This is a genomic window from Tropicibacter naphthalenivorans, from assembly GCF_900176475.1.
Lineage (GTDB): Bacteria > Pseudomonadota > Alphaproteobacteria > Rhodobacterales > Rhodobacteraceae > Tropicibacter > Tropicibacter naphthalenivorans.
The window spans coordinates 17,753-41,465 of the sequence record NZ_FWXX01000008.1; the positions used below are offsets into that span (position 1 = coordinate 17,753).

General features: G+C 65.4%; 1 protein-coding gene (only partly in view). It reads right to left on the reverse strand.

The genetic code is table 11. From position 1 onward, the window contains the following. Positions 1-23,713, reverse strand: partial view of a tandem-95 repeat protein gene (locus B9A11_RS22505; RefSeq protein WP_058248757.1) — the 3' portion only. 5,021 nt of this gene lie beyond the right edge of the window; only the last 23,713 of its 28,734 coding nucleotides appear in the window; its start codon lies off the right edge, out of view — the gene reads right to left on this strand; it ends in the stop codon at positions 1-3.

The window sequence follows — 23,713 nt, forward strand, 5'->3', positions numbered from 1 at the left end:
TTAGACCAAGCCCTCATCGACGATCGGCGCCAGCACCGGATCGGGCGCGACCGCCTCTGGCATCGCCTCGGGTGCCTCATAGGTCCGGGTGAACACCCCGCCATCGTCGTAGTTGACCACGTATTCGGTGATCTCGCCCGCGCCGTCATAGCTGCGGCTGCGCGTCGACCACTCAAAGGCGTCGCCCGCATCGGTTTCCAGCCAGCCAGAGATCGTCCCATCGGTAAAGGTGAACCGCGTCTCGCGCCCGTCGTCCTGCACGATGTCGATCTGCGCCACGCGCCCATTGGCATCATACAGCGTCTTGCGCTGGGTCCAGTCCCACGCATCCAGCGGATCGGTGTCCACCCGCGTGGCGATCACGCCGCCCGAGTAGGTGCTCTGCGCGATGCGGCCATCGTCATAGACCGTTTGTGCCGTCGCCACCGCGCCGTTCTCAAAGCTGCGCGCGCGCGTCTCCCACGCGTAGGCATCCGCCAGATCGCTGTCCTGCCAGGTGGCGATGATCCCGCCTGCGTAGGTGATCTGCGTCTCGCGGCCATCGTCCTGCGCAATGGTCAGCGACGCCACCTGCCCGGTGTCGTCATAGACAAAATCGCGCTGCGTCCAGCCCCAGGCATCGCTTGGATCGGTGTCGGTGCGGGTCGCCAGAATGCCGTCCACAAAGGTGCTCTGAGCGATGCGCCCGTCGTCGTAGATCGTCTCACCCGACACGACCTCGCCCGCCGCATCGAACCCGCGCGAGCGTGTGGCCCACTCAAAGGCATCCGCCGCATCCACGTCCAGCCAGCTGCTCAGCGTGCCATCCGTATAGCCCAGCTGCGTCTCGCGCCCGTCGTCCTGCGCGATGGTCAAGCTGGCGACCTGCCCGTTCTCGTCATAGGTAAAGTCGCGCTGCGTCCACTCCCACGCATCATTCGGATCGGTTTCCACGCGGCTCGTCAAAGCGCCGCCGTCATAGCTCATCCGGGCCACCCGGCCATCGTCGTAAACCATGACGCTAGACACCATGTCGCCGGCGGGATCAAAGCTATGCTCCAGCGTGTCCCACACCCGCAGGTCTTCGGTATCGGTCAAGCGGCGCAGCTGGCTGCCGTCGGGCTGATAGCTGATCGACAGGGCGCGCCCGGTGTCATAGCGGATGTCCAGCCGCAGCAGGCTGCCGTCCACCGCATAGACCCGCGTCTGCTCCGCCCAGATGAAATCATCGCGCGCGTCAACCGTGCGCTCGGACGTTCTGACACCGTTTTCGAACAGCGCCAGCGACTCGGCCCCGTTGTCATAGACCGTCACGATCTGCGACGGCTGGCCCGCGCCATCAAGGCTGGTCTGCATCAGCAGCCACGCCTCGGCCCCAGCAAGGTCAAAGACCACATCCGCCAGCACCACCTGCCCCGCGATCACACCTCCGGTGAACTCCAGCACCTCGATCCCGGTGGCCTCGGCCACACCGCTGGCGCTTTGGATCAGCAGGCGCGCGCCCTCGATGCCAAAGCCATAATCCGCCGCGCAGCCCGCCAGCACCAGGGTATCCGTGCCCTCGCCGCCCAGCACCGTGTCGGCGCCTTGCACGTGGATCGTGTCATCGCCCGCCAGCGCCGAAATCGTCTCGGCCCCGGCGGTGGGCAGCGGCTGGCCGTCCGGCGCTTCGGTCGCGCTGAACAGATCGTCGCCCTCGGTGCCCAGCAAGACCACCCCATCCGCCAGATCGGTGACGGTGATGGCGAGGGCTTGCTCGGTCGCGTCGGTGCCATCGCTGGCCGAGACGATCACGTCATAGACGTTGTCGCCGCCCGCGTCCTGCGGCAGCTCAAAGTCGGGCGCACTGGCAAAGGCCAAAGCATCGCCACTGAGCGTGAACAGCGCCGCGTCCGCCCCGCCGGTGATGGCATAGGTGACCGCGTCGCCTTCGACATCGGTGGCAGTCAGGGTGACCACGGCGAGGGTGTTCTCTGCCACCGACAGGGCCGCGCCAGAGGTGAACACCGGCGCGTCATTGATCGGCGCGACGTTCAACACAAGGGCCGAGGTCACCTCTGCCTGCCCGTCGGAGACGTACAGCTCCAGGTCCACCGTGCCGCTGAACTCTGCCGGGGGCGTGCCCGACAGGCTGCGCGTCGCCGCGTCAAAGCTGATCCACACGGGCAAAGGCGCGCCGCCGGGGCTGCGCAACTCGATAACAAGCGCGTCGCCGTCCGCGTCCGTCACTGTCCCGTCCGGCAGGGCAATGTCGAACGCCGCATCCTCGGCCGCGAACAGCGTGCCGGGGCCGGTGATGACCGGCGCGTCATTGGCCGCCTCGACCGTCACGTCGACCCGCGCCACGTCGGTCTGCCCGGTGGTGTCCTCGATCTGGTACTCGAACCAGCCGGTGCCGTGGAATTCCGGCGCGGTGGTGACGATCACCTGCCCGTCCTCCGTCAAGGTCGCGGTGACCCCTTCGGCGTCCAAGATCCGCGTCAGCTGGAACGCCTGCCGATCCGGGTCGCTGTCATTGGCCACAAGGGCGCTGACGAACACCGCCAGCGGCTCGTCCTCGGTCATCGTGACCGCGTCATCCACCGCAATCGGCGCATCGGAGGTGCCGATCACGTCGATGGTCACCGTCGTCGGCACCTCGAAGCCAAGCTCATTGGTGATCGCGTAGCGCAGCTTCAGCTCGCCAAAGAAGTTCTCGGACGGGGTCAGCCGCCACAACCCGCTCTCCAGCTCGGTCACCGTGCCCTTGTCCTGATCCAAGGGGCCAAAGGACAGCCCGAGGAAGGTCACGCTGGACCCTTCGGGGATGTCGTCATTGGCCATCAGGATCGCCGGATCAAGGTCGAGGAAGCTGTCTTCGAGCATCTCGAACCCGTCGTCGGACACGGCCACCGGCACTTCGAACGGCGGCATGATGATGACCTCGGCATAGCCGATCGCCGTCGCGCCGTGTGCGTCCGTCACCCGGTAGTGGAACCCGCCGTCGCCGAAATAGCCCGCGCGCCCTTGGAACACCGCTGTGGTGCCATCCATGTAGGCGGTGCCATTGTCACCATCAAAGACGTCCACGATGGAAAACGCATCACCCTCGACGTCCACATCGTTGAACAGCAGGTCGGCGAAATCGACGACCAAGGCTTGATCCATCTCGCCAAAGAAGATCCCATCGGTGTTGGCAATCGGCGCGTCGTTCACCGGCTGAATGTCAAAGGTGATCACCCCGGTGTCGCGCGCGCGCCCATCGGTGATGATATAGCCAAAGCTCACCGCGCCGGTGACATTCTCGTCGGGCACGAACTGGTAGCGCCCGTCCGGCAGCTCCAGCAGGCGGCCCCCATCGGTTTCCGTGCTCAGCGAGACAAAGCTGAACTGATCGCCATCGGCGTCCACGTCATTGGCCAAGAGGTCCGATAGGGTGAACTCCACCGGCTCATCCTCGAGGATGGTGAACACATCCGTCACCGCCTCGGGCGCTTGGTTGGTGCTCTGGACGTATAGCTCGACAATGCCGGTGCTTTCGCCGTGGCGGTCGTCGGTCACGGTGTAGGTGAACTGCGTCAGCCCGTCGAAATTCGCATCGGGGGTAAAGGTGATGTCGGTGCCGTCAAAGCTGACGGCGCCGTTCTGCGCCCCTTGGACCGACACAAACCGCACCGGATCGCCATCCACATCGCTGTCGTTCGCCAACAGATCGGCGGGCGTCAGGGTGATCGACCCGTCTTCGAGCAGGGTAAAGTGATCGGTGGCGGCAATCGGCGGGTCCAGCAGGCTGGCCACGTCAAGGTAAACCAGCCCCGTGACCGCGCCCTCGGCATCGTCGGTGAGCGTGTAGCTCAGCACGTCCTGACCCGCAAAGCCCGGCGTCGGCGTGTAGGTCACAACCCCGCCGTCCACGGTGATCGTGCCATTCCCCGGCGTGCCAAAGCCGGTGATCCGCAGCGCATCGCCATCGTCGTCGCGGTCGTTCAGCAGCAGCTCGGCCACGGTAAAGCTTACCGCGCCATTTTCCCACAGCGCAACGTGGTCGTCATGCGCCACGGCGCTCTCGCGCGTCGGCGTCACGTTGAACACGATGCTGGCGGGCTCATCCGCCAGACCGCCCTTTTCGTCGCCCGCCATATAGGTAAAGGCCAGCGCGCCGTTAAAGTCCTCGGGCGCGTCGATGTCGATGCGCTCGGGCAGGGTCGTCAGACTGAACGGCGTATCGTCGCCGAGGTTTTCCACGGTGAACGTCTCATCAACCACCGCCTCTAGGATCAGGCTCATGGCGGGCAGATCACCCGCGCCATCCACGTCGATGCGCAGCGGCACCGCCCCCACGTATTCCGACGGCGGCATCCCGCTAAAGGTCAGGCTTGCGGCGTCAAAGCTCAGCCAGTCGTTCATCGGCGCGCCGCTTTCGCGGGTCACACTCAGGCCCGTCTCGCCCGACAGGTCCAGCGCAAAGAGCGCCGCATCACCGCCCGCCAACACTGCGTTGATCGCGTCCAGCTGCGGGTCGCTCGGGTCGATGACAAACTCCAGCGTAAAGCCTTCGTCGGCGCTGTAGTAGCTGTCCGCCTCCAGCGCGTCACGCGCACCCGGCGTGTAGACGATCTGCACGCGCGCGGGGGTGTCGCTCGCATCCGTCCCGAAATCGGAAATCGCCAAGGCCCGCGTGGCGGCGTCAAAGGTCAGCCAAGATGGCAAAGGCCGCCCGCCGCCCACCTGCGCGCCCCAAGTGCCGCCGGTGATGTCAAAGCCCGCGACGCCGCCTGTGCCCAACGACCAGTCAAAGGCCTCGCGGATCGCGAAGCCGCCCATGACCGCCTCGGACACGTCGATGCCCGCCGCCAGCTCCGGCGCATTCAGGTTCGCATCCCACGCGAACCGGAAGTTGTGCACCGCGCCATTGCTGGGATCGGTGACAAAGACCGCCGCCTCGATCTGGCCTTCGACCCCTTCGGGGATCACGCCGCTAAAGGTCAGCGTGTCCGCGTCGAACGACAGCCACTCTGGCAAGTCGCTGTTGTTGGCCGCGGTCGCGCGGACGGTGTAATCGGGCGACAGGAACTGACCCACCAGTTCCCCGAGGATCGAGGTTTCCTCGAAGAACAGCACATCGCCGTCCAGATCCAGATCGTTGCCAAAGGCTTCGGCGGGGATGACGTACAGCGGGCCATCTTCCAGACCCTCTACCACGTCATTGCGCAGCTCTGGCCCGCGGTTGAACGGCAGAATGGTCAGATGCACCGTCGCCGTATCGGTCAAGCCCCGCCCGTCCGACACCGTATAGTCAAAGCTCGCCGCGCCGTTGTAATTCTCGCGCGCCGCGAACTCGATCATGCCATCAGCGTTGACCAAGACCTTGCCGTTTTCGGCAAAGCGATAGACGCCCTCGAACACCAGATCGTCGCCGTCCGGGTCGCTGTCGTTCAGCAGCAGCCGCGCCGGGTCGATCAGGATCGTGCCGTCCTGCAACAGCTGAAAGCCCCGGTCGTCCAGCGCCTTGGGCGCTTCGTTTTCGGGTTTGACGCTGATCTGGAAGTCGATCGTGGCCTCGGCCCCGCGCGCGTCGATCACGTCAAAGGCAATCGCTGCATCCCCCAAGGCTTCGGGCGTAAAGGTGATGATCCCCGTGCCGAAATCGAAATGCTCAAACCCGTTGGTGGACGCATTGCCATCGGCGCCGACATGCAAGCCAACAAAGCTAAAGGCGTCGCCTTCGACGTCATAGGCCGAGTCCAGCAGGTCTTGGACCGTGATCTCCAGCGTGTTGTTCAGCTTGACCGAAACGGTGCCATCGCGCGTGCGCGGGGCGTCGTTCACCGGGGCAAAGTAGATCTCGACCTCGGCACTCGCCTGCGCGCCGTCGTTGTCCTCGATCACATAGCGGAAACCGGCAAAGCCGAAATGATCGGGCCGCCCGAGGAACTCGATATACTGCCCGTCAATGGCCCAGGTCGCATCGGTGGCGGGGCCGTCGTAGTTTTCCTTGTCCTCGTAGGGGCGGATTTCCTCGCCATCAAGGTTCAGCAGCGGCTCTGCCGACACGATGCGCAGCCCTTCGGCGGCGTTGTCGCCATCCACGTCGTAATCGTTCGCCAAAAGGTTCTCGATGCGGATGCGCAGCGGCTCATCCTCGACGCCGTATTGGATCGGATCGTCCACCGCCACGGGGGCGTCGTTCACAGGCGACAGGTTGACCTCAACGCGCGCGGTGCTCTCGCGGCCAAATGCGTCGCGGACCGTGTAGGCAAAGAAGGAATCGCCGTTAAAGTCTTGATCCCCAAGGAATTCGATCATCCCCTCGGCGTTGATCGACACCGTCCCGTGCAGGGCGTTTTGCACCGACACCAGCTCCAGCGTTTCAGGGCTGGCGGTGTCATTGGCGATCAGATCGGCGGGGTCGATGAGTGCGATCTCATCCTCGGTGCCAAGAAGGTACACGTCGTTCTGCGCGTTGAACCGCGTGTCACGCGCGTTCGCCGCCATGTAGGCGCGGTCCCAGATCGTGCCGTCGGCAAAGACGATCTGTTCGATCCCCAGAGCGCCGCTGCGGTAATGGCTCTGCACCGTCATCGTGTCGATCAGATAGCCGTCGTGGCGCTCCAGCTCGATCAGCAGATCGTCGCCCTGACGGATCAGCGACACGTCCTTGGCGGCGATCCTGTCGTCCATGACCACGCGGTCCACGTCCGCCTCGTACCCGAAGTCGTCCACCAGATCGTTGCCGCTGTCAAAGCCGAACAGATAGTCGTCAGAGCCGAACCAGCCCCGCATCGTGTCGTCGCCGTAGCCGCCTTCGAATATCTCATGGGCGTCAGAGCCATAGAATTCATCCGCATGGTCAGAGCCGATCACGCCTTCGATGTTGAACAGAGTGTCGCCGTCCGCTTCACCGCCGACGCCCATCTCGACCTCTAGGTCGACATACACCGCTTCGTCCGACGTGGCATAATCGACAAAGTCGAACCCTTCCCCACCGTCAATTCTGTCCGCGCCATAGCCGCCGCGGATCGTTTCCGAAATCTCGCTGCCCGTGATGTCATCGTCGAAATAGGTGCCGATGATCCGTTCCACATAATGCAGACGCGCGATCTGGGGGCCGTAGAGGCCGTCCACCATGACCTGTCCATAGTCTGGCAGATGATAAGGCAGGTGAATACCCTGTCCAAGATTGCTGAAATCGGCGGTATCAAGGCCCGCGCCGCCATCAATAACGGTAAAGCCCGCAGAGCCGACGATCACCACGTCATCCCCTGCGCCGCCGGCGACCGTATCCTCGCCGTGCCCGGTGGCAAAGATGTTGTCGCCCGCGTCGCCGGTCAGATAATCGTCGCCGTCGGTGCCGATCACGTTCTCGATGCCGCTCAGCACGTCGCCCGCCGCCTCGCCGCCGCTGACCGTGCCTGCGCCAAGGTCGATCTGGACGCCTTCGGTGCCGAACGCGTAGGACGCCCAGTCGCTGCCCGCCCCGCCGATCAGCAGGTCTGCGCCTGCGCCCCCGTCCAGCGTATCATCGCCGATCCCGCCGCGCAGGATGTCGCTTCCGCCCCGGCCTTCGATCAGGTCATGACCCGCCTCGCCGCTGAGGCTGTCGTTCGACGCCCCGCCGCCCAGCGTGTCGTTGAACCCGCTGCCGATCAGCGCTTCGATGCTGATATAGCGGTCGCCCTGCGCATAGCCGCCCTGCCCGATCAAGGTTTCCAGGTCCGCGCGCACGCCGGTGTTCGACCCGGTAAAGGTCACCGTGTCAAAGCCCGCGCCGCCGTCGATGCTGTCGGCATCATCGCCCGCGTCGATCAGATCGTTGCCGTCGCCGCCTTGGATCATGTCCGCGCCTGCGCCGGTCAGGATGGTGTCGTCGCCGTCCCGCGCCACAACCCAATCGTCGCCGTTATAGCCGTGCAAGGTCTCGTCCAGCGCGTTGCCTTCGATGTAATCCACCAGCGGCGAGCCCGCCAACTCCGCGCCGTAGAAGTCGGCGATGGTGGCATAGGCAAAGCCGGTGTCCTCCAGCCCTTCGGCGTCGGCGATGCGGTATTCGATGGTGACAGGCCCGGTATAGCCCGCGTCAAACCGCGCCACGACGAACTGCTCGCCGCGGAAATCGACCACCTCAAACGAGCCCACCGACACGCGGTTGCCCTGCGCCAGCTCCAGCGGGTCCCAGATCGCATCGACGCCCACGAATGTCGGGCGGTCGCGGTCCGGGTCGTCCAGATCGTCGTCGATGGTGCCGTCGCCGTCCTGATCCGCCTGCTCGATGTCAAAGTCGTTGAACAGCAGGTCCGACGCGCGGATCACCAAAGGCACATCCAGCGGCGTCACAAAGCCGGGGTCATAGACCACCGTCGGATCGTCGTTCGATGCCACGATTTCGATGTCGAGGAAGCCTTCGACCACGTTGCCGTCGGCGTCCTGCAAGAAATACACGATCCCGGACGAGTACGTCGCGTCAATGAACGGCGTATAGAGCAAATCGCCGTTCGCGTCCTCCTCAATCGTGCCGTTGACAAAGCCCACCGCCGCCGGGCCGAACTTGAAGAAATCCGCCAACGGGTCGATGTGCCGCCAGCCGATGATCGACAGCCCTTCGTTGCCGTCCACGTCGCTGTCGTTGGCGATCAGGTTGGACAGGTGGATGGTGGTCGGGATGTCCTCGGGGATCAGGACCTGGTCGTTGATCGCCACGGGCGGCGCGTCAGAGGTCGGGTCAAAGTACAGCGTGACCTGCCCGCCATCCACCGCGCCGTCGGGATCGGTGATCGCATAGCCAAAGGTCGTCTCTCCCCAGAAGCCCGCATCGGGGCGAAAGCGGATCGTGTCCCCATGCGCCGCATCGTGATAGGCAATCACATTGCCCTCGGCATCGAGGAAATCGCCATGCACCGGGCCAGAGGCGGCCTGGAACGTCACCGCAAAGCTTTCGGGATCGGTGTCGTTCTTCAACAGCTCAAGGATCGGGATTTCCAGCACCGTGTCCTGCGTGCCGCGCAACACATGCGCCAGCTGCTGACTGCGGTACATGTCGTCGCGCGCCACCGGCAGATCGTTGACCGCCTGATAGACAAGCACCGCCGTGGCGGTGTCGCGCCCGCCTTGGCCATCGTCGATGGTGTAGTCGAACCGCGCCTCGCCGTTGAAATCCGCGCGCGGGGTGAACAGCACCGTCTGGTTGTCCAGCAGCACCGCGCGCCCGCCAACCGCGTTGTCCACACTCGCGATCACCAGCGCGCCAACGGTGTTGGTGTCATTGGCAAACAGCCGATCCGCGCCGATCACCACCGGGGTGTCCTCTAGCAGCGGATCGCCGTTGTCGTCCGTCTCGAACCGGTCGTCCCTCGCATCGGTGTCGGTGGTGTTGGCCGTCACGGTGACGCTGGCGGTCGCCACGTCATAGCCGCCCGCCGGGTCCGCCACGCGATAGTCGAACGTCGCGGTGCCAAAGAAGTCCTCCGCCGGGGTCACCAGCACATTGCCGTTGCCGTCCAGCGTGACGGTCAATTCGGGGCTAGAGAACACCTCGGCAATCCGCAGCGCATCCCCGTCCACGTCGCTGTCATTGCCCAAAAGGGCAGAGGCGATGATGGTGAGCGGCGTGTCTTCCTTCATGACAAAGCCGCCGTCCGCCCGCGCCTCGGGCGCATCGTTAACGGGCGTGACGTCGATGTAAACCACCGCCTCGGCGCGCCCGCCTTCGGGGGTGTTGGCGGCATAGCTGAACTGCGCCGGGCCGTTGAAATTCGCATCGGCGGTAAAGGTGACGTTTCCGTCCGACCCCAGCGCCACGCTGCCGCCGATGGCGTCAAACACCTGCCCCACGATCATCCGGTCGCCGTCCGCATCGTTGGACAGCAGACGCTCGGTGCGGATGGTCAGGGTGGTGTCCTCGTCCATGGCAAAGCCGCTGTCGTCCCGCGCCTCGGCCAAGGGCCGCACGGCCACGTTGATGACCCCTTCGGCATAGGCGTTGCGGTCGTCGGTGATGCTGTAGGCAATCGTCGTCGCCCCAAGGAACCCATCCTCAGAGGTGAACCGCAGCGTCCCGTCGCCCGCCAGCGTGGCGGTGCCGCCCGGGCTGCCATCCACGGTGACAATGCGCAGCGCGTCGCCATCGGCGTCAAAGTCGTTGCCAAGGATATCCGCCACCTGCAACACCAGCTCTTGCCCCGTCGCCACGGCAAAGAACCCGTCGTCATTGGCCACCGGCGCGGTGTTGTCGAGCAGGTCCAGCAGGTCTTGGCGCGTCCATGTGGTGCCATCGTCAAAGACGATCTGCTCAACGCTAGAGCCATCCTCCGCCAAAGCATCCAGCACCGTCACCCGGTCCCCCGGCGCGGTGATGAAATCGAACTGCACCGACAGGCTGCCTTGGAAGAGGCGGGTGACTTGCACGTCTTCGACCGCCACGCCGGTCAGGTACAGCACATCGCTCGCGCCATCCGTGCCGCCGTCGCGCAGCCACACGTCGCCCGACCCTGCGGCCCAGGTGTAGCTGTCCGCGCCATCCTTGCCGACCACCGTGTCGTTGCCCCCGGCAAAGGTGAAGCCATCGTTGCCGTCAAAGCCTTCGATGGTTTCCGCGCCCTCGGTCATGACCCCAAGGATCGCCTCGGCGCGCATGTCGTCGCGGTCCCAGACGGTGCCATCGGAGAAGGTCAACGACAGCGTCCCATAGAGGCCGTTGAGGCTGCCAAGCGCGTCGATCAGCGTCAGCCGCTCGCCGCTGGCAAAGTCGATCACAAGGTCGGCGGACCCCGGCCCGCTGCGCTGCACCGCTGTGACATCGGCGGGGGCAAAGCCCAGTTGCACCGTGTTCACACCCCGGTTCCAGTTGTCCAGCGCGTCCACCCGGTCGCTGCCCGACCCCGGCCCAAAGACATAGACGTCATCGCCGCGCAGCCCGATCAGCAGATCGTCGCCCGCGCCGCCGTCCAAGGTCTCGGCCGCGTCAGAGCCAAAGACCACATCCGCACCGTCGCTGATTTGCGCATCGGTCAGCAGGCCTTGGATCTCGGGAATGGTCAGCGTGGTGCCGCCGTCCAGCACGATCTGTTCGATCCCCGCGCCGACGCTGAGACCGTTGGAGATCACGATCTGGTCGTCGCTGCCGTCAAAGGTGATGCGCAAATCGGGGCTGCTCGTCCCCAGCCGCGCGAAGCGGATCTGCTCCAGCGTATAACCGCTGATCTCCAGCGTGTCGGTGCTGTAGCTGTGCCCGTCGCGCAGGATGTCGCGCCCGTCGCCGGCAGCAAAGCGGTAGGTGTCGTCGCCATCGCCGCCCGACACGCGGTCATTGCCCAGACCCCCTGCCAAAATATTGGCGCTCTCGTCCCCATAGATGAAATCATCAAGGCTCGTGGGCACCATGGCGATCAGCTGAGGCACCGTCAGCTCGGTCCCGTCGTCCAAGCGCACAACCTCAATCCGCCCCTCGCCCAAGGCGCCATCAATGCGCACCCGGTCGCCGTCCGTGCCAATGGCAAGGATCATCGCGGACCCATCGCTCGACTGCGCGACCCGCAGATCGGCCAGCGTGATCCCCGCCCCGAGGACCAGCACATCGCTGCCGCCCGCGTCGACGATCCGGTCTTGGTCATCGCCAAGGCCAAAGTGGTAGGTGTCATCACCCAGACCGCCTTCGAGCAGGTCAACGCCCGCGTCGCCGCGAAGGTCATCATCGCCGCCCAGCGTTTTCAGGTGGTCGTCACCCGCTTGGCCCCCGACGGTTTCAGCAGCGTCAGAGCCGATCACCACGTCGTCGCCCATGGTCGTGGCCAGCGCCAAAGCGATCACATCGGCGGTGCTCCAGACGCTTGGGTCATCGGCGAAGGTCACCTGCAAGGCCATGCTCGGGTCCGGCGCAAGGCCGGTGTCGATGCGGTCGGCCGTGCCCTTGATCTGGAACACCAGCGTCGGCAGGCCCGTCAGCACCGACACATCGCTGGGCGCAATGCCGCTGGCGAAATGCACGGTGGTCAGCCCCTCGGCATCGACAATCACATCCTGCCCGTCGCCGCGCGCAAAGACATAAACGTCATCGCCCGCCGCCCCGCGCAGCGTGTCATCCCCCGCGCCCCCCGTCAGGGTATCGGCGCTGGCGCTGCCGGACAGATCGTCGTTGCCGCCAAGGCCATCCAACGCGCCGCCGTCCAGCACGCGCAGGGCATCATCCCCGGCGGTCCCCGTCATCGCCACCGCATTCAGCGCCGCCAGATCCCAGGTCGTGCCATCGGCAAAGCGGACCTCTTCAATCACCGCGCCCAAGGCTGCGCCCACCAGCAGATCGCGCGTATCGCCGCCCGCCACGCGCAGCTCCAGATCGTCGCCGCGCAGCAGGACGGTCACATCACTCGGCGCGATCCCAGCGTCAAAGGCAATGGCGTCAAAGCCCCCGGCGTCGGTCAGCGTATCCGCGCCATCGTTCAGGCCGAACAGGTACAGATCCTCCTCGGCCCCGCCGATCAGGCTATCGTCGCCCAAGCCGCCTCTGAACAGATCGTCACCGGCGAACTCGGCCACGTCGTCGCTGCCGCGCAGGGTATCATCGCCGCTGCCGCCCAGCAGCGTGTCGTTGCCCGCCCCGCCGGACAGGCTGTCGTGACCCGCTTCCCCGGCGAGCGCATCATTGCCATAGCCGCCCGAGATCACATCACCGTCGGCCCCGCCCGCAAGGCTGTCATCATCCGCCAGCCCAAGGATCGTATCCGCCCCGCCGTTGCCAAAGATTGCATCGGCCAGCGGCCCGCCAAGGACTTCACTCGCGTCGTCACCGTCGCTGATCCCGGTCACGTCGCGCTCTAGGCTCACGCCGCCGAAATTCGCCGGGGTCAGCGCATCGGCATCGACGCCCATCAGCCGCAGGATCGACCGCCCGATGCCAGCGTCATCCACCAGCACCACCAGCGTGTCGGCTCCGTCCTGCACCAGCCGCAACCGCCCCGTGGCAAAGGGGCTGGGGGTCGAGGACGCCAGCCGCAGAATGTCCCCCGCATCGCCAGGGGTGAAATCGGTGATGACGTCCTCGGCAATGGTGCCCGCGATTTCATAGGTGGGCACGTAGCGGTAGACGTCGCGCCCCGCCCCGCCGGTCATCGTGTCGGCGTCCGTATCGCTCAGCAGATCGCCAAAGACATCGTCCCCGTCGCCGCCCAGCAGGCTATCGGCCCCCGCGCCGCCTTCGATATAATCGGACAAGGCGGTCCCGGTGATCGTCTCATAGCTCGCATCGCCATAGAACGTCTCGCCATCTAGGCCAAAGTCCGGCTGCACGCGGGTCTGAATCTCGGCAAAGCTGAGGCTCGCCATGGTGTCGGTGAACAGCAGGCTTTCGATCTGATCCCCGGTGAACGCGCCCTTGACGGTGATCCGGTCGGTACTGCCGTCAAAGCGGATGGTCAGGTCCGCGCCCCCCGCCCCAGTCTGCGAAAAGCGCAGCGCGTCCGGGCCGTAACCGCTGATTTCCAGCACATCGGCGGTGGCGTCGCCTTGGTCTTGGATCACGTCGACACCGTCGCCCGCGGCGAAGCGGTAGGTATCGCCGCCCGCGCCACCTTGGACGGTATCGCTCCCAAGGCCACCCGTCAGCGTGTCGGCATCATCGCCGCCGCTGAGGCTGTCACGCCCCGCGCCGCCGTCCAGCGTATCCGCCCCGGCCAGACCGCTGAGCGTATCGTCACCCCCAAGGCCAATCAGGCTATCGGCGTCCGCGGTGCCTTCGTAGAGGTCATCGCCCGCCGTGCCAGAGGTCGCCAGCGCGCGCAAAGCCGCCAGATCGAGGGTCTCGCCCCCCGCCAGAACAACGCTCGCCACAGTATTGCCGGACAAAGCGCCCAGCAAGGTCAGACGGTCGTCGCCGATGTGCAGGGTCAGGTTATCACCGCTGCGCGTGACGCTGATGTCGGCAAGCGCGATCCCCGCGCCCAGCTCGACCCGGTCGATGCCGCTATAGTCGGTGATGCTGTCTTGGCCGTCCCCAAGCGCAAACAGATAGGTGTCGTCCCCAGCGCCGCCGTCCAGCAGGTCGCTGCCGGTGCCGCCGTCTAGGGTGTCGCCCCCGTCCCCACCAGTCAGCGTGTCGTTGCCTGCATCGCCGCTAAGGTCATCGGCCCCGCCTGCGCCATTCAGGCTATCGTCACCGCCGAGCGCTTGCAGCGTCTCATCGGCACCCGTGCCGCGAATGATCTGATCCGCCGCACTTCCCGCCATGGAGGCGGCCAAAATCTGGGCAAAGCTCCACTCTGTCCCGTCCGCAAACCGCAGCACCTCAATCGCGCGGGCGTCGATGTCCAGCGCGCGGTCGATGATGATGCGATCCTCGGTGCCGGTGACGCGCAGCAGCAGGTCCAGCCCTTTTTGCTCGACCACCACGTCGGCGGGGTTGATGCCCGCGCCCAGCTGGATCGTGTCCACACCGCCAAGATCGGCGATCCGCAGCTCGCCATCCCCCGGCGCAAAGTCGTACAGATCATTGCCCCCGGCGTCGGTCACAAGGTCACGCCCCGCGCCGCCGCGAACCGTGTCATCGCCCAAGCCGCCTTCGATGGTGTCGCGCCCATCGGTGCCGGTCAGGCTGTCGTTGCCGTCACTGCCGGTCTGCGCCGGTGTCGTCTGGGCCGGTATCAAAGCCGCCAGATCAGCCGCGCTCCAGACCGTGCCATCGGCAAAGCTCACGCTCGCCAGCACAGCGCCCAAGGCACCATCGGTGAGGATCACCCGCTCGTCACTGGCCCCAAGGCGCAGGTGGATGTCATCCCCCACTTGGCTAACCACCACATCCGCAGGCAAGATCCCCGCCGCAAAGGCCAGAACGTTGACGCCATCGCTATCGGTAATCACCGCCTGCCCGTCGCCCATGGCAAAGCGGTAGGTGTCATCGCCCAAACCGCCCTGCAACACGTCGCGCCCCGCGCCACCGTCCAGCGTATCGTTCCCGTCACCGCCGCTCAGGCTGTCGCTGCCCGCATCCCCAAGCAGGCTGTCGTCGCCATCCGCGCCGCGCAGCGTATCGTCGCCGCCCTGCCCCGCGAGGGTCTCGGCGTAGCCCGTCCCGGTGACGTCGTCCGCCCCTGCCCCGGTGGCCAGCGCAAAGGCGCGCAAGCTCGCCGCCGTCCACACCGTGCCATCGGCAAAGCTGACCGTTTCCAGCGCCGACCCGCTTTCCATCCCGCCGCGGATCACCACGCGCTCATCGCCAAGGATCAGCGCCAGATCGCTGCCCGCCATGCGGCGGACACGCACGTCCCCCGGCACGATCCCGGCGGCAAAACTCAAGGCATCAAGCCCGCCCGCGTCGGTGATCTCCAGCACGCCATCGCCCAGGGCAAAGCCATAGGCGTCGTCGCCGCTGGTATCCGCCACCACCCCCGGCCAAGCCACCGCCACGGCGGCAAGGTCGGCATAGATTAGCGTCAGCGCTTCGCCTTCGAACAGGACGGACTCCACCCTTTGACTGCCGCCAGAGACGTTGCCCTTGATCCGCAGCAGATCGTCGGACCCGGCAAAGCCCAGCAGCATGTCGCCGCCATCGGTCCAGACCAGCAGGTCAGCGGAGGCCAGCGAAGCGTCAAAGACGATCGCATCATTGCCCGCGTAGAAATAGAACCCGTCGTAGTCGTCGATGGTGTCGCGGCCAAAGCCAGCACCAAAGCGGTAGGTGTCGTTGCGCGCGCCGCCGATCAACAGGTCGTCGCCCGAACCGCCGATCAGCGTGTCCGCATGGTCGCCGCCATCCAGCGTATCGCCCCCGGCCCCGCCATCCAGCGTGTCGTCTTGGGTGCCGCCCGACAGCACGTCAAAGCCCGCGCCGCCTTGCAACGCATCGGTCCCGGCGCCGCCCTCCAGCGTGTCGTCGCCCACGTCGCCATTCAGGCTATCGGCATCGTCGCCGCCCAAGACCACGTCATCGCCCGCCCCGCCGCTCAGCGTATCGTTGCCATCATCGCCGCGCAGGGTGTCATCGCCATCGAGGCCGTCCAAAGTATCGCCCGCCGCAGAGCCCGCCAGATCGTCAGCGCCCGCCGTGGCCACCCTCAGCAAGTCCAGCATCTCGGCATGGGTCAGGGTGCTGCCGTCCGCCTCGAACACGTAGGTTTCGATCTTGTAGGTCGCATCCACCGCCGTGCGCAGCAGCAGCAAGCGGTCCTCGGTCCCGGCAAAGCTGATTTCCAGATCATCGCCCACGCGGCGCAGCTGCATGTCCGCCGGGTTCAGCCCTGCGCCAAACACCACCTGATCGGCGTTCGACAGGTGGTTTGGCCCGTTCTCGGACAGGGTATCCTGCCCAAAGCCCGCGTCGAACTGGTAGACGTCGCTGCCCCAGTAGCCTTCGAGCCAGTCGTTCCCGGTGCCCCCGTTCAGCGTGTCGGCCCCGTTGCCCGCGCGGATCGTGTCATTGCCCGCGCCCGCCGCGATGCTGTCATCGCCGTAACTGCCCTCTAGCAGCTGGTCGGTCCCCGACGGCTGAAGGGCCATCTCCATCAGGTCGGCAAAGCTCAGGGTCGAGCCGTCGTCCACGAAATTCAGCGTCTCGATGCGTGCCGCGATGTCCGTCCGGCCATTCTCCAGCCGCAGGCTGCCCGGCACGCCGTCAAACGTCAGCAGCAGATCGTTGCCGTCGATCACCGCCCGCAGGTCGGCCCGCGCCAGCCCCGCGCCAAAGGTCAGGCTATCGGCCCCCGACAGGTGGTTCGGCCCATTGTCGGCAATCGTGTCGTCGCCATCGCCAAGGTTATAGAGGTAGGTATCGTTGCCCCAGTAGCCTTGCAGGACGTCATCCCCGCTGCCGCCGTCCAGCGTGTCATTGCCGTTCCCGGCATAGATGCTGTCATTGCCCGCGCCGGTGCTGTGCAGATCGCCGGTGTCACCGCCCGCCATGGCTTGGTCACCATCCTGCGGCTGCCACGCCATCGCGGTCAGTTCGGCATGCGTGTAGGTGGTGCCATCGGCAAAAACAAAGCTTTCGACCCGGTTTGCGGCGGTGTTCACAGCCCCTTCGACCAGCAGGCGATCCTCGGTCCCGGCAAAGCGCAACAGCAAGTCCGCCCCGCGCGTGGTGGCGATCAGATCGGCGGGGTCGAGGCCTGCGCCGAATTCCACCCGATCCGCGCCGGACAGGTGGTTGGGGCCGTTGTCGGCAATGGTGTCATCGCCAAAGCCCGCCTCGAACCGGTAGGTGTCATTGCCCCAATAGCCGGTCAGCCGGTCGTTGCCTGCGCCCCCGGTCAGGGTGTCGTCGCCGCTGCCCGCGCTGAGCGTGTCGTTGCCCGCACCGCCGTCCAAGGCCTCGGGGTCGTAGCTGCCGAACAGCGCTTGGTCGGCATGGTTCGGCGCTTGGGCCAGTGCCATCAGGTCTGCGTGGCTTAGGATCGTGCCGTCGGCAAACTCATAGGTTTCAATCCGATAAGAGGTGCTGGACAGGGTCTGCGCCACCCGCAGCGCCTCGCCGCCGGGGAACCGCAGGGTCACGTCCTCGGCGCCCACCGTCACCTGCATCTCCGCCAACAGCAGCCCCGCGCCAAAGACCACGCGATCCGCGCCAGAGGTGTGCGCAAGCCCATTGTCCGCAATCACATCGCTGCCAAAGCCTGCCTCAAAGACGTAGACATCGCTGTCGTTGCGCCCCGCCAGCGTGTCATCGCCCGGCCCGCCGGTCAGCGTGTCAACGCCGTAATCCCCGATCAGGCTGTCATCGCCCCAGCTGCCGGTCAAAGCATCATCCCCGGTGGTCCCCGTCAGGGTCAGCCCCAGCGTGGTCGCAAACGGCGCGCCGTTAAAGTTGCCGCCCGACAGCGCCGCCAGATCGACCCCTTCGAGCCGGAACAGCATCCGCGCCGCGCCCAGATCGGTCGTCCCCTCAGGGGCGAAATAGACGTAGACGTCCGCGCCCTCTTGGGTCGCCACAAGGGTGCCCGCCAGACCGTCCGCGATGCGGATGTCCAGCACGTCGCCCAGATCCCCGGTCTCGAACCCTTGGATGGTGATCAGGCCCGTGCCGTCGTCGATTTCCGGTACAAAGGTCTGGAAGGTCTCGGTGACACCCGCCGTGGCCACATAGGTGCGCGGCTGCGCCGGGATGGTCGCCCCGTCGCCCGTGTCCGTGCCGCCGCCCAAGACCGGGTCGCCATGGGCGATTGCAAAGGTCGGATCGCTAAACGGATCAGCCCCCGACACGCTGGGGAAGAGCGCGCGCTGCGCCGCCTCTTCGGTCACGATCAAGGCGGTCATCTGCGCCGCCGTCAGCGGCGTTTCCGCGTCAAAGGCAAAGACTTCGATCGGCGCTTCGCTATAGCCGTACTGCCCCGCCACGCGCAGGCTGTCGGGCGTGCCGATGAACCGCACCAGCAAGTCGTCACCATCTTGCGTGACCACCATATCCGCCTGCGACAGCCCCGCGCCAAAGCGCACGGTGTCGTTGGTGAACAGCCAGTTCCGCTCGGCCACCACGTCTTGGCCATCGCCGAGGTTAAAGACATAGGTCGTGTCGCCGCGCCCGCCGTCCAGCGTATCGCGCCCCGCGCCGCCGTTCATCACCGCGTCATACCCTTCGGCGCCAAAGGAGAGCAGCTCGTCTCCGTCGCCCCCCTGCCCGGCCAGCGCCAGAATATCCGCCAATTGCAGCTCTGACCCGTCGGCAAAGACGAACCGCTCGATCTCGGAACCGTGGCTGATGGCGCTGAACATGCCTTGAATCGTCACCCGATCCTCGGTCCCCGCGATGCCGATCACCAGATCGTCCGGGCCAACGCTGAGCAGCCGCAAGTCGCTGGCCGTGATGCCCGCGCCAAAGCGCAAGCTGTCCACCGCGCCCGCGTCCAGCTGTTCCACATCGGCGATGGTGTCCTGCCCGTCGCCCAGATCGAACACGTAAGTATCACCGCCAGAGTTGCCCTTCAGCAGGTCGTTGCCCGCCCCGCCGTCCAGCACATCCGCGCCGCGTCCCGACTCCAGCGTGTCGTTGCCGCCTTGACCGTACAGCGCCACCGCCGCCTCTGGCCCGCTGCTGACCGTCGGCCCGGACGCCACGATGATATGATCGTCGCCCTCCGTCGCCGGGATCGCCGCCGCAAGCGCCGCCACGGACAGGCTCTGCCCGTCCTCAAAGACCAGCGTGCCGATGATGGCGTCGGGATCGCCGGTGGGGTCGATCAAGGTCAACCGGTCGTCGGTGCCCAGCACCAGCAGGATGATATTGCCGTCCGCGTCCCGCTTGGCCGCGATGTCCGCCGCCGCGATCCCCGGCCCAAAGACAATCGTCCCGAACCCATCCGCGCGCGAGGCCGACATGATCCGGTCCTGCCCATCCCCAAGGTCAAAGCGGTAGGTGTCCAGCCCCTGCCCGTCGACGATAATGTCGTTGCCAAGCCCCGCGTCGTACCCTTCGTCACCCAGGGTGCCGCGCAGCAGATCGTCGGTGTCGCTGCCAATGGCGTTGACCAGATCCAGCAGGTTGTCCTTGGTGAACACCCCGCCCCCGGCAAAGCGCACCTCTTCGATCGCCGCCCCCCGGATCAGGATGGACTCGTCGCTGGCCACAAAGGTCAGCAGCAGGTCGTCGCGATCCGCCGACAGCCGTTCCACCCGCATTTCCGAGGCGCGATAGCCGCTGATTTCCAGCACATCGGTGCCGTGCTCTTCTTCGATGACGTCCTGCCCGTCACCAAAGGCAAAGCGGTAGACGTCATTGCCGCGCCCGCCGACCAGCACATCGTCACCCGCGCCGCCCTCCAGCGTGTCCGCCCGGTCAGAGCCGCGCAAGAGGTCGTCGCCGTCCGTCGCCTGACTGTCCACAAAGGCCTGGATCAGCGCGGCGGCGTCCCACGTATTGCCATCGGCAAAGGCGATGCGCGGCACCGCTCCCTGCCCCAGCGCGCCCGCGATCACCACCTGCGCCCCGGTGTTGAACAGCAGCACCAAGTCGTCAGACGTGCTGTCCGCCCGCAGCACCGTCAGCCCCGTCTGCGGCAGATCGGCAATGCGCAGCACCGCGTTCACCGTGCCCGGCAGCATCTCGACCCGGTCCAGCCCATGCGCCCCGGTCAAGACGACCTCGGCCCCTTCGGCCAGCAGGATCAGATCGTTGCCCGCGCCTGCATCCACCGCCAGCCCTGCGGGGTACTCGCGCGTATCCAGCACGTTTTGCCCGTCCAGCGGCAGGGTGTCGAGCAGCTCTTGGCGGACCTCCTCGATGGTCAGCTCGGTGCCATCCTCGAACGCGAACACCTCGACCGGCGTGTCGAAATACCCGCCAAGGATCACCACGCGCTCGCCCGTGGCCCCCAGCGTGATCAGCAGATCGCCATCAATGTTCTGAAAGCTGACGTCATGCGGCGTGACCAGCGCGCCAAACACGAGGCGGTCAATCCCCGAGGTATCGCTGATCGCGGTCGAGGTGTCGCCATAGCCCACAAGGTAGGTATCATCCCCCGCCCCGCCAATCAGCGCATCGGCCCCGGCGCCGCCGCTGATCGTATCGTCGCGCGTGTCCAGACCGACAAGGCGCTCGGCGGCATCCGTGCCGGTCAGCATGGTGTCGATGATCTCTTCGATCCCAAGCACCGAGTTATCGGCAAAGCGGAACTGTTCCACCCGCGTCTGCGCCAGCCCGCCAACGATGGTCAGCACGTCCACGCCGTTCCCGAGGTCAACCCGCAAGTCGTCGCCATCACGGGTGATCGCCAGGTCTTCGCGGCGCACGCTCGCGCCGAATTGCACCTCGTCAAGGATGCCTTCCGCGTCGGGACGTTCCACGATCTGGTCAAAGCCATAATCCGCCCCAAAGGCATAGACATCCGCCGCCGCGCCGCCCACCAGCGTGTCGTCGCCTTGACGACCGTCCAGCACGTTGGCGGCGGTCGGGTTGCCTTCGATCAGGTTGTCGCCGCGGTTGCCGCCGGTGATGCTCAGCCGCTCTTCGACGTCGGAAATCAGCAGATAGGTGCCATCCCAGAACTCGAACCGCTCCACCCCGTTCTCGATATCGAGAAACTGGTTAACGATCCGCAGCGTGTCGGGCCGCCCATCGACAGAGATCAGCAGGTCGTTGCCGTCCTTGGTGAACACCACATTGGCTTGGGTGATGTCGTCACCGAATTTCACCGTATCGTCGACGGGCACGGACATGCCCTCGCGGTCCATCCACGCCGCGCGCACCCGCGTGTCGCTGATGGTGTCGTTGCCGTAACCGACGTCGAACAGGTAGGTGTCGCCGCCGTCGCCCCCGACGATCAGGTCATCGCCGCCGCGCGCGTCCAGCGTCTCGGCAAAGTCAGAGCCGCCCAGCGTTTCCGCCGCATCGCTGCCCACGCGGTCAATGTCCTCGGGGTTGAGGTCGGTAAAGTCCAGCGTCTGATCGGTGAACTCCAACGCCTCGATCGCGTGCTGCTGCGCCCCGTCGCGCACATACTGGTTTTCCAGCGTCAGCGTCTCGCCGGTGGCGTCAATCGTCACGATCAGGTCCAGCGCCGTGCGGCTAAAGCTGACCTCCGCAGCGCTCAGCCCGTCAAAGACGATGCGGTCCTGCGTGCCGGGAGGCGACAGGAACTCGGTCGATTGGTCAAAGATCGTGTCGTCGCCATAGCCCGCCGCAAAGACATAAGTATCGCTGCCGCCCTGCCCTTCGAGCCGGTCATCGCCCGCGCCGCCGTCCAGCGTGTCCTGGATATGCTCAAAGCCATAGATGGTGTCGTCGCCGTCGGTCGCCGCGATGTCCACGTAGTGCTGCAACAGCTTGAGGTGATCCCAAACCGTGCCATCGGCAAACTGGATATCCTCGATCAGGTTGGTGAACCCAACGAGGAAGATATACTCCAGATAATCGCTCAGGATCAGCTGGTCGGACGTGCCCTTGACCTGCAACCGCAGCGTGTCCGACGCCCCATCGCGCAGATAGTCAAAGTCGGTCCAGCGCAGCCCGTCGATGAACTCGATCTTGTCGTCCTTGACGCCGAACAGCGACGAGGTCCAGTCCTTGTCGAACACCACGTCCTGACCGTAACCCCGGCCATAGATGTAGGTGTCAAAGCCCGCGACCCCTTGCAGGTAGTCATCCCCCGCGCCGCCGTCCAAGGTATTGCCGTTCAGCACGCCATAGATCGCGTCGTCGCCATCGGTCTTGGCGTTGGCGATCACCTCGTCCACCATCTCTTCGAAGGTCAGGTAAGCGTCGTTTTCAAAGGTGATCTGCTCGATCTGGTTGGGCGCGATATAGTCCAGCCCGACGTCCGTGCCCATCAGCTCTTCGAACATGCCCAGCGACAGCGACAGCCCGTCGAACTGCCCCTTCAGGGTGATGCTCTGATCGGTCATCACCCCGTCTTGCAGGATGTGGATCACCAGATCGCCGGACTCTCCGGTGCGGGTCAGGTGCAGGTCGTCCTTGTCGATGTCCCCGCGGAACATCAGGTAGTCGATCCCCGCCTCCAGCGGACCAAAGCTAAAGCCCCCCAGATCGTCGATCACATCATGGCCGTCGCCGCGCCGGATGTAATAGCTGTCACCGCCCAGACCGCCGCTGAAGTAGTCGTTCCCCAGACCCCCGAACAGCACATCACCCGAGCCAGAGCCGTAATAGGCGTCCTCTTGGTCCAGCAGACCGCGCTCAAAGTCGATGACCGAAAACGCCATGCGATAGCGGTTCCAGATCGTGCCATCGGCCCAGACGATTTCATTGACGCCGCTGTCGATGCGGGTGCCATTCTGCAAGATCTCGTTCAGCTCGCCCAGGAACTGGTCTTTGAGCAAGAGGCTCGCCTCGCCGCCCTGCCCGTCGTCCCAGCGCAGGATGTAATCCTCGCCGTCACGCTCGAACGTCACCTCATCTGCGGTCAGATGCAGGAACCGCAGCTGGTCATTGTCGCCCAGATCATAGTCGCGGATCGTGTCGTCGCCGGTCTGATCCCCGACAAAGTAAATGTCGCTCTGGACGTCATCGGTGTAGAACGGCGCGTTCTTGATGTAGCTGCCGGTGACATCGGTGTCGCCGTCCGTGAGGTGGAAAAAGTTGATGCCTGTATGCCCCCACAGCGCGGTGGCATCGCTGTCATGGGTGACCAGCCGCCGCTCGTCCAGTTGCAGGGCATTGGCGATCCCCGCCGGGTCCAGATCAATCGGCGTGGTTTCCAGCGCCGCCAGCGCCATCTGCATGATATAGGCCTGATCCAGATCGGCTTTGCTTTCAAAGACATACGCCCCCTCGCCCTTGGCAAGGTTGGGGTAAATCTGGTTGAGGATCATGCTCCAGTCGACGAGGTAGTCATAGACCGCATCACCGTCGTTCGTCGCAGGCGCCGCGGCAAAGATCGCCTCGAACATCGGGGCCATCTCGCGGCCCGAGGTCAGCGTATAAACGTCGCGCTCTACGTCATAGCTAAGCCCTTGGGCAAAATCGCTCAGCCCCGATTGCACCGCCATCTGCACGCCCAGACGCTGGCTCATGATGACGAACTGCGTCATGTGCAGGCCGATCATCTCGATGCCCACATCAATGGCCGACTCGTAGACATCGGCGCTTAGCGAATAACTGGTGCCGTCGCGCAGCGTGTAGTCGATCAGCCCCGTGGCATTGTCCAAGCTCGCCGACAGCATTTCGGGGCGGAACTCGACGCTGCCCAGACTGGTGGCGAATTGCAGCTCGCCCGGCGTCAGGATTTGCACGCGATAGGTGGCGTCATCGTGGATGTTGGCCTCGTCCAGCGCGTCCAAGTCCACGGCATAGTTACGCAGGTTGAACTCTCGGCTGTCGCCGGTCTTG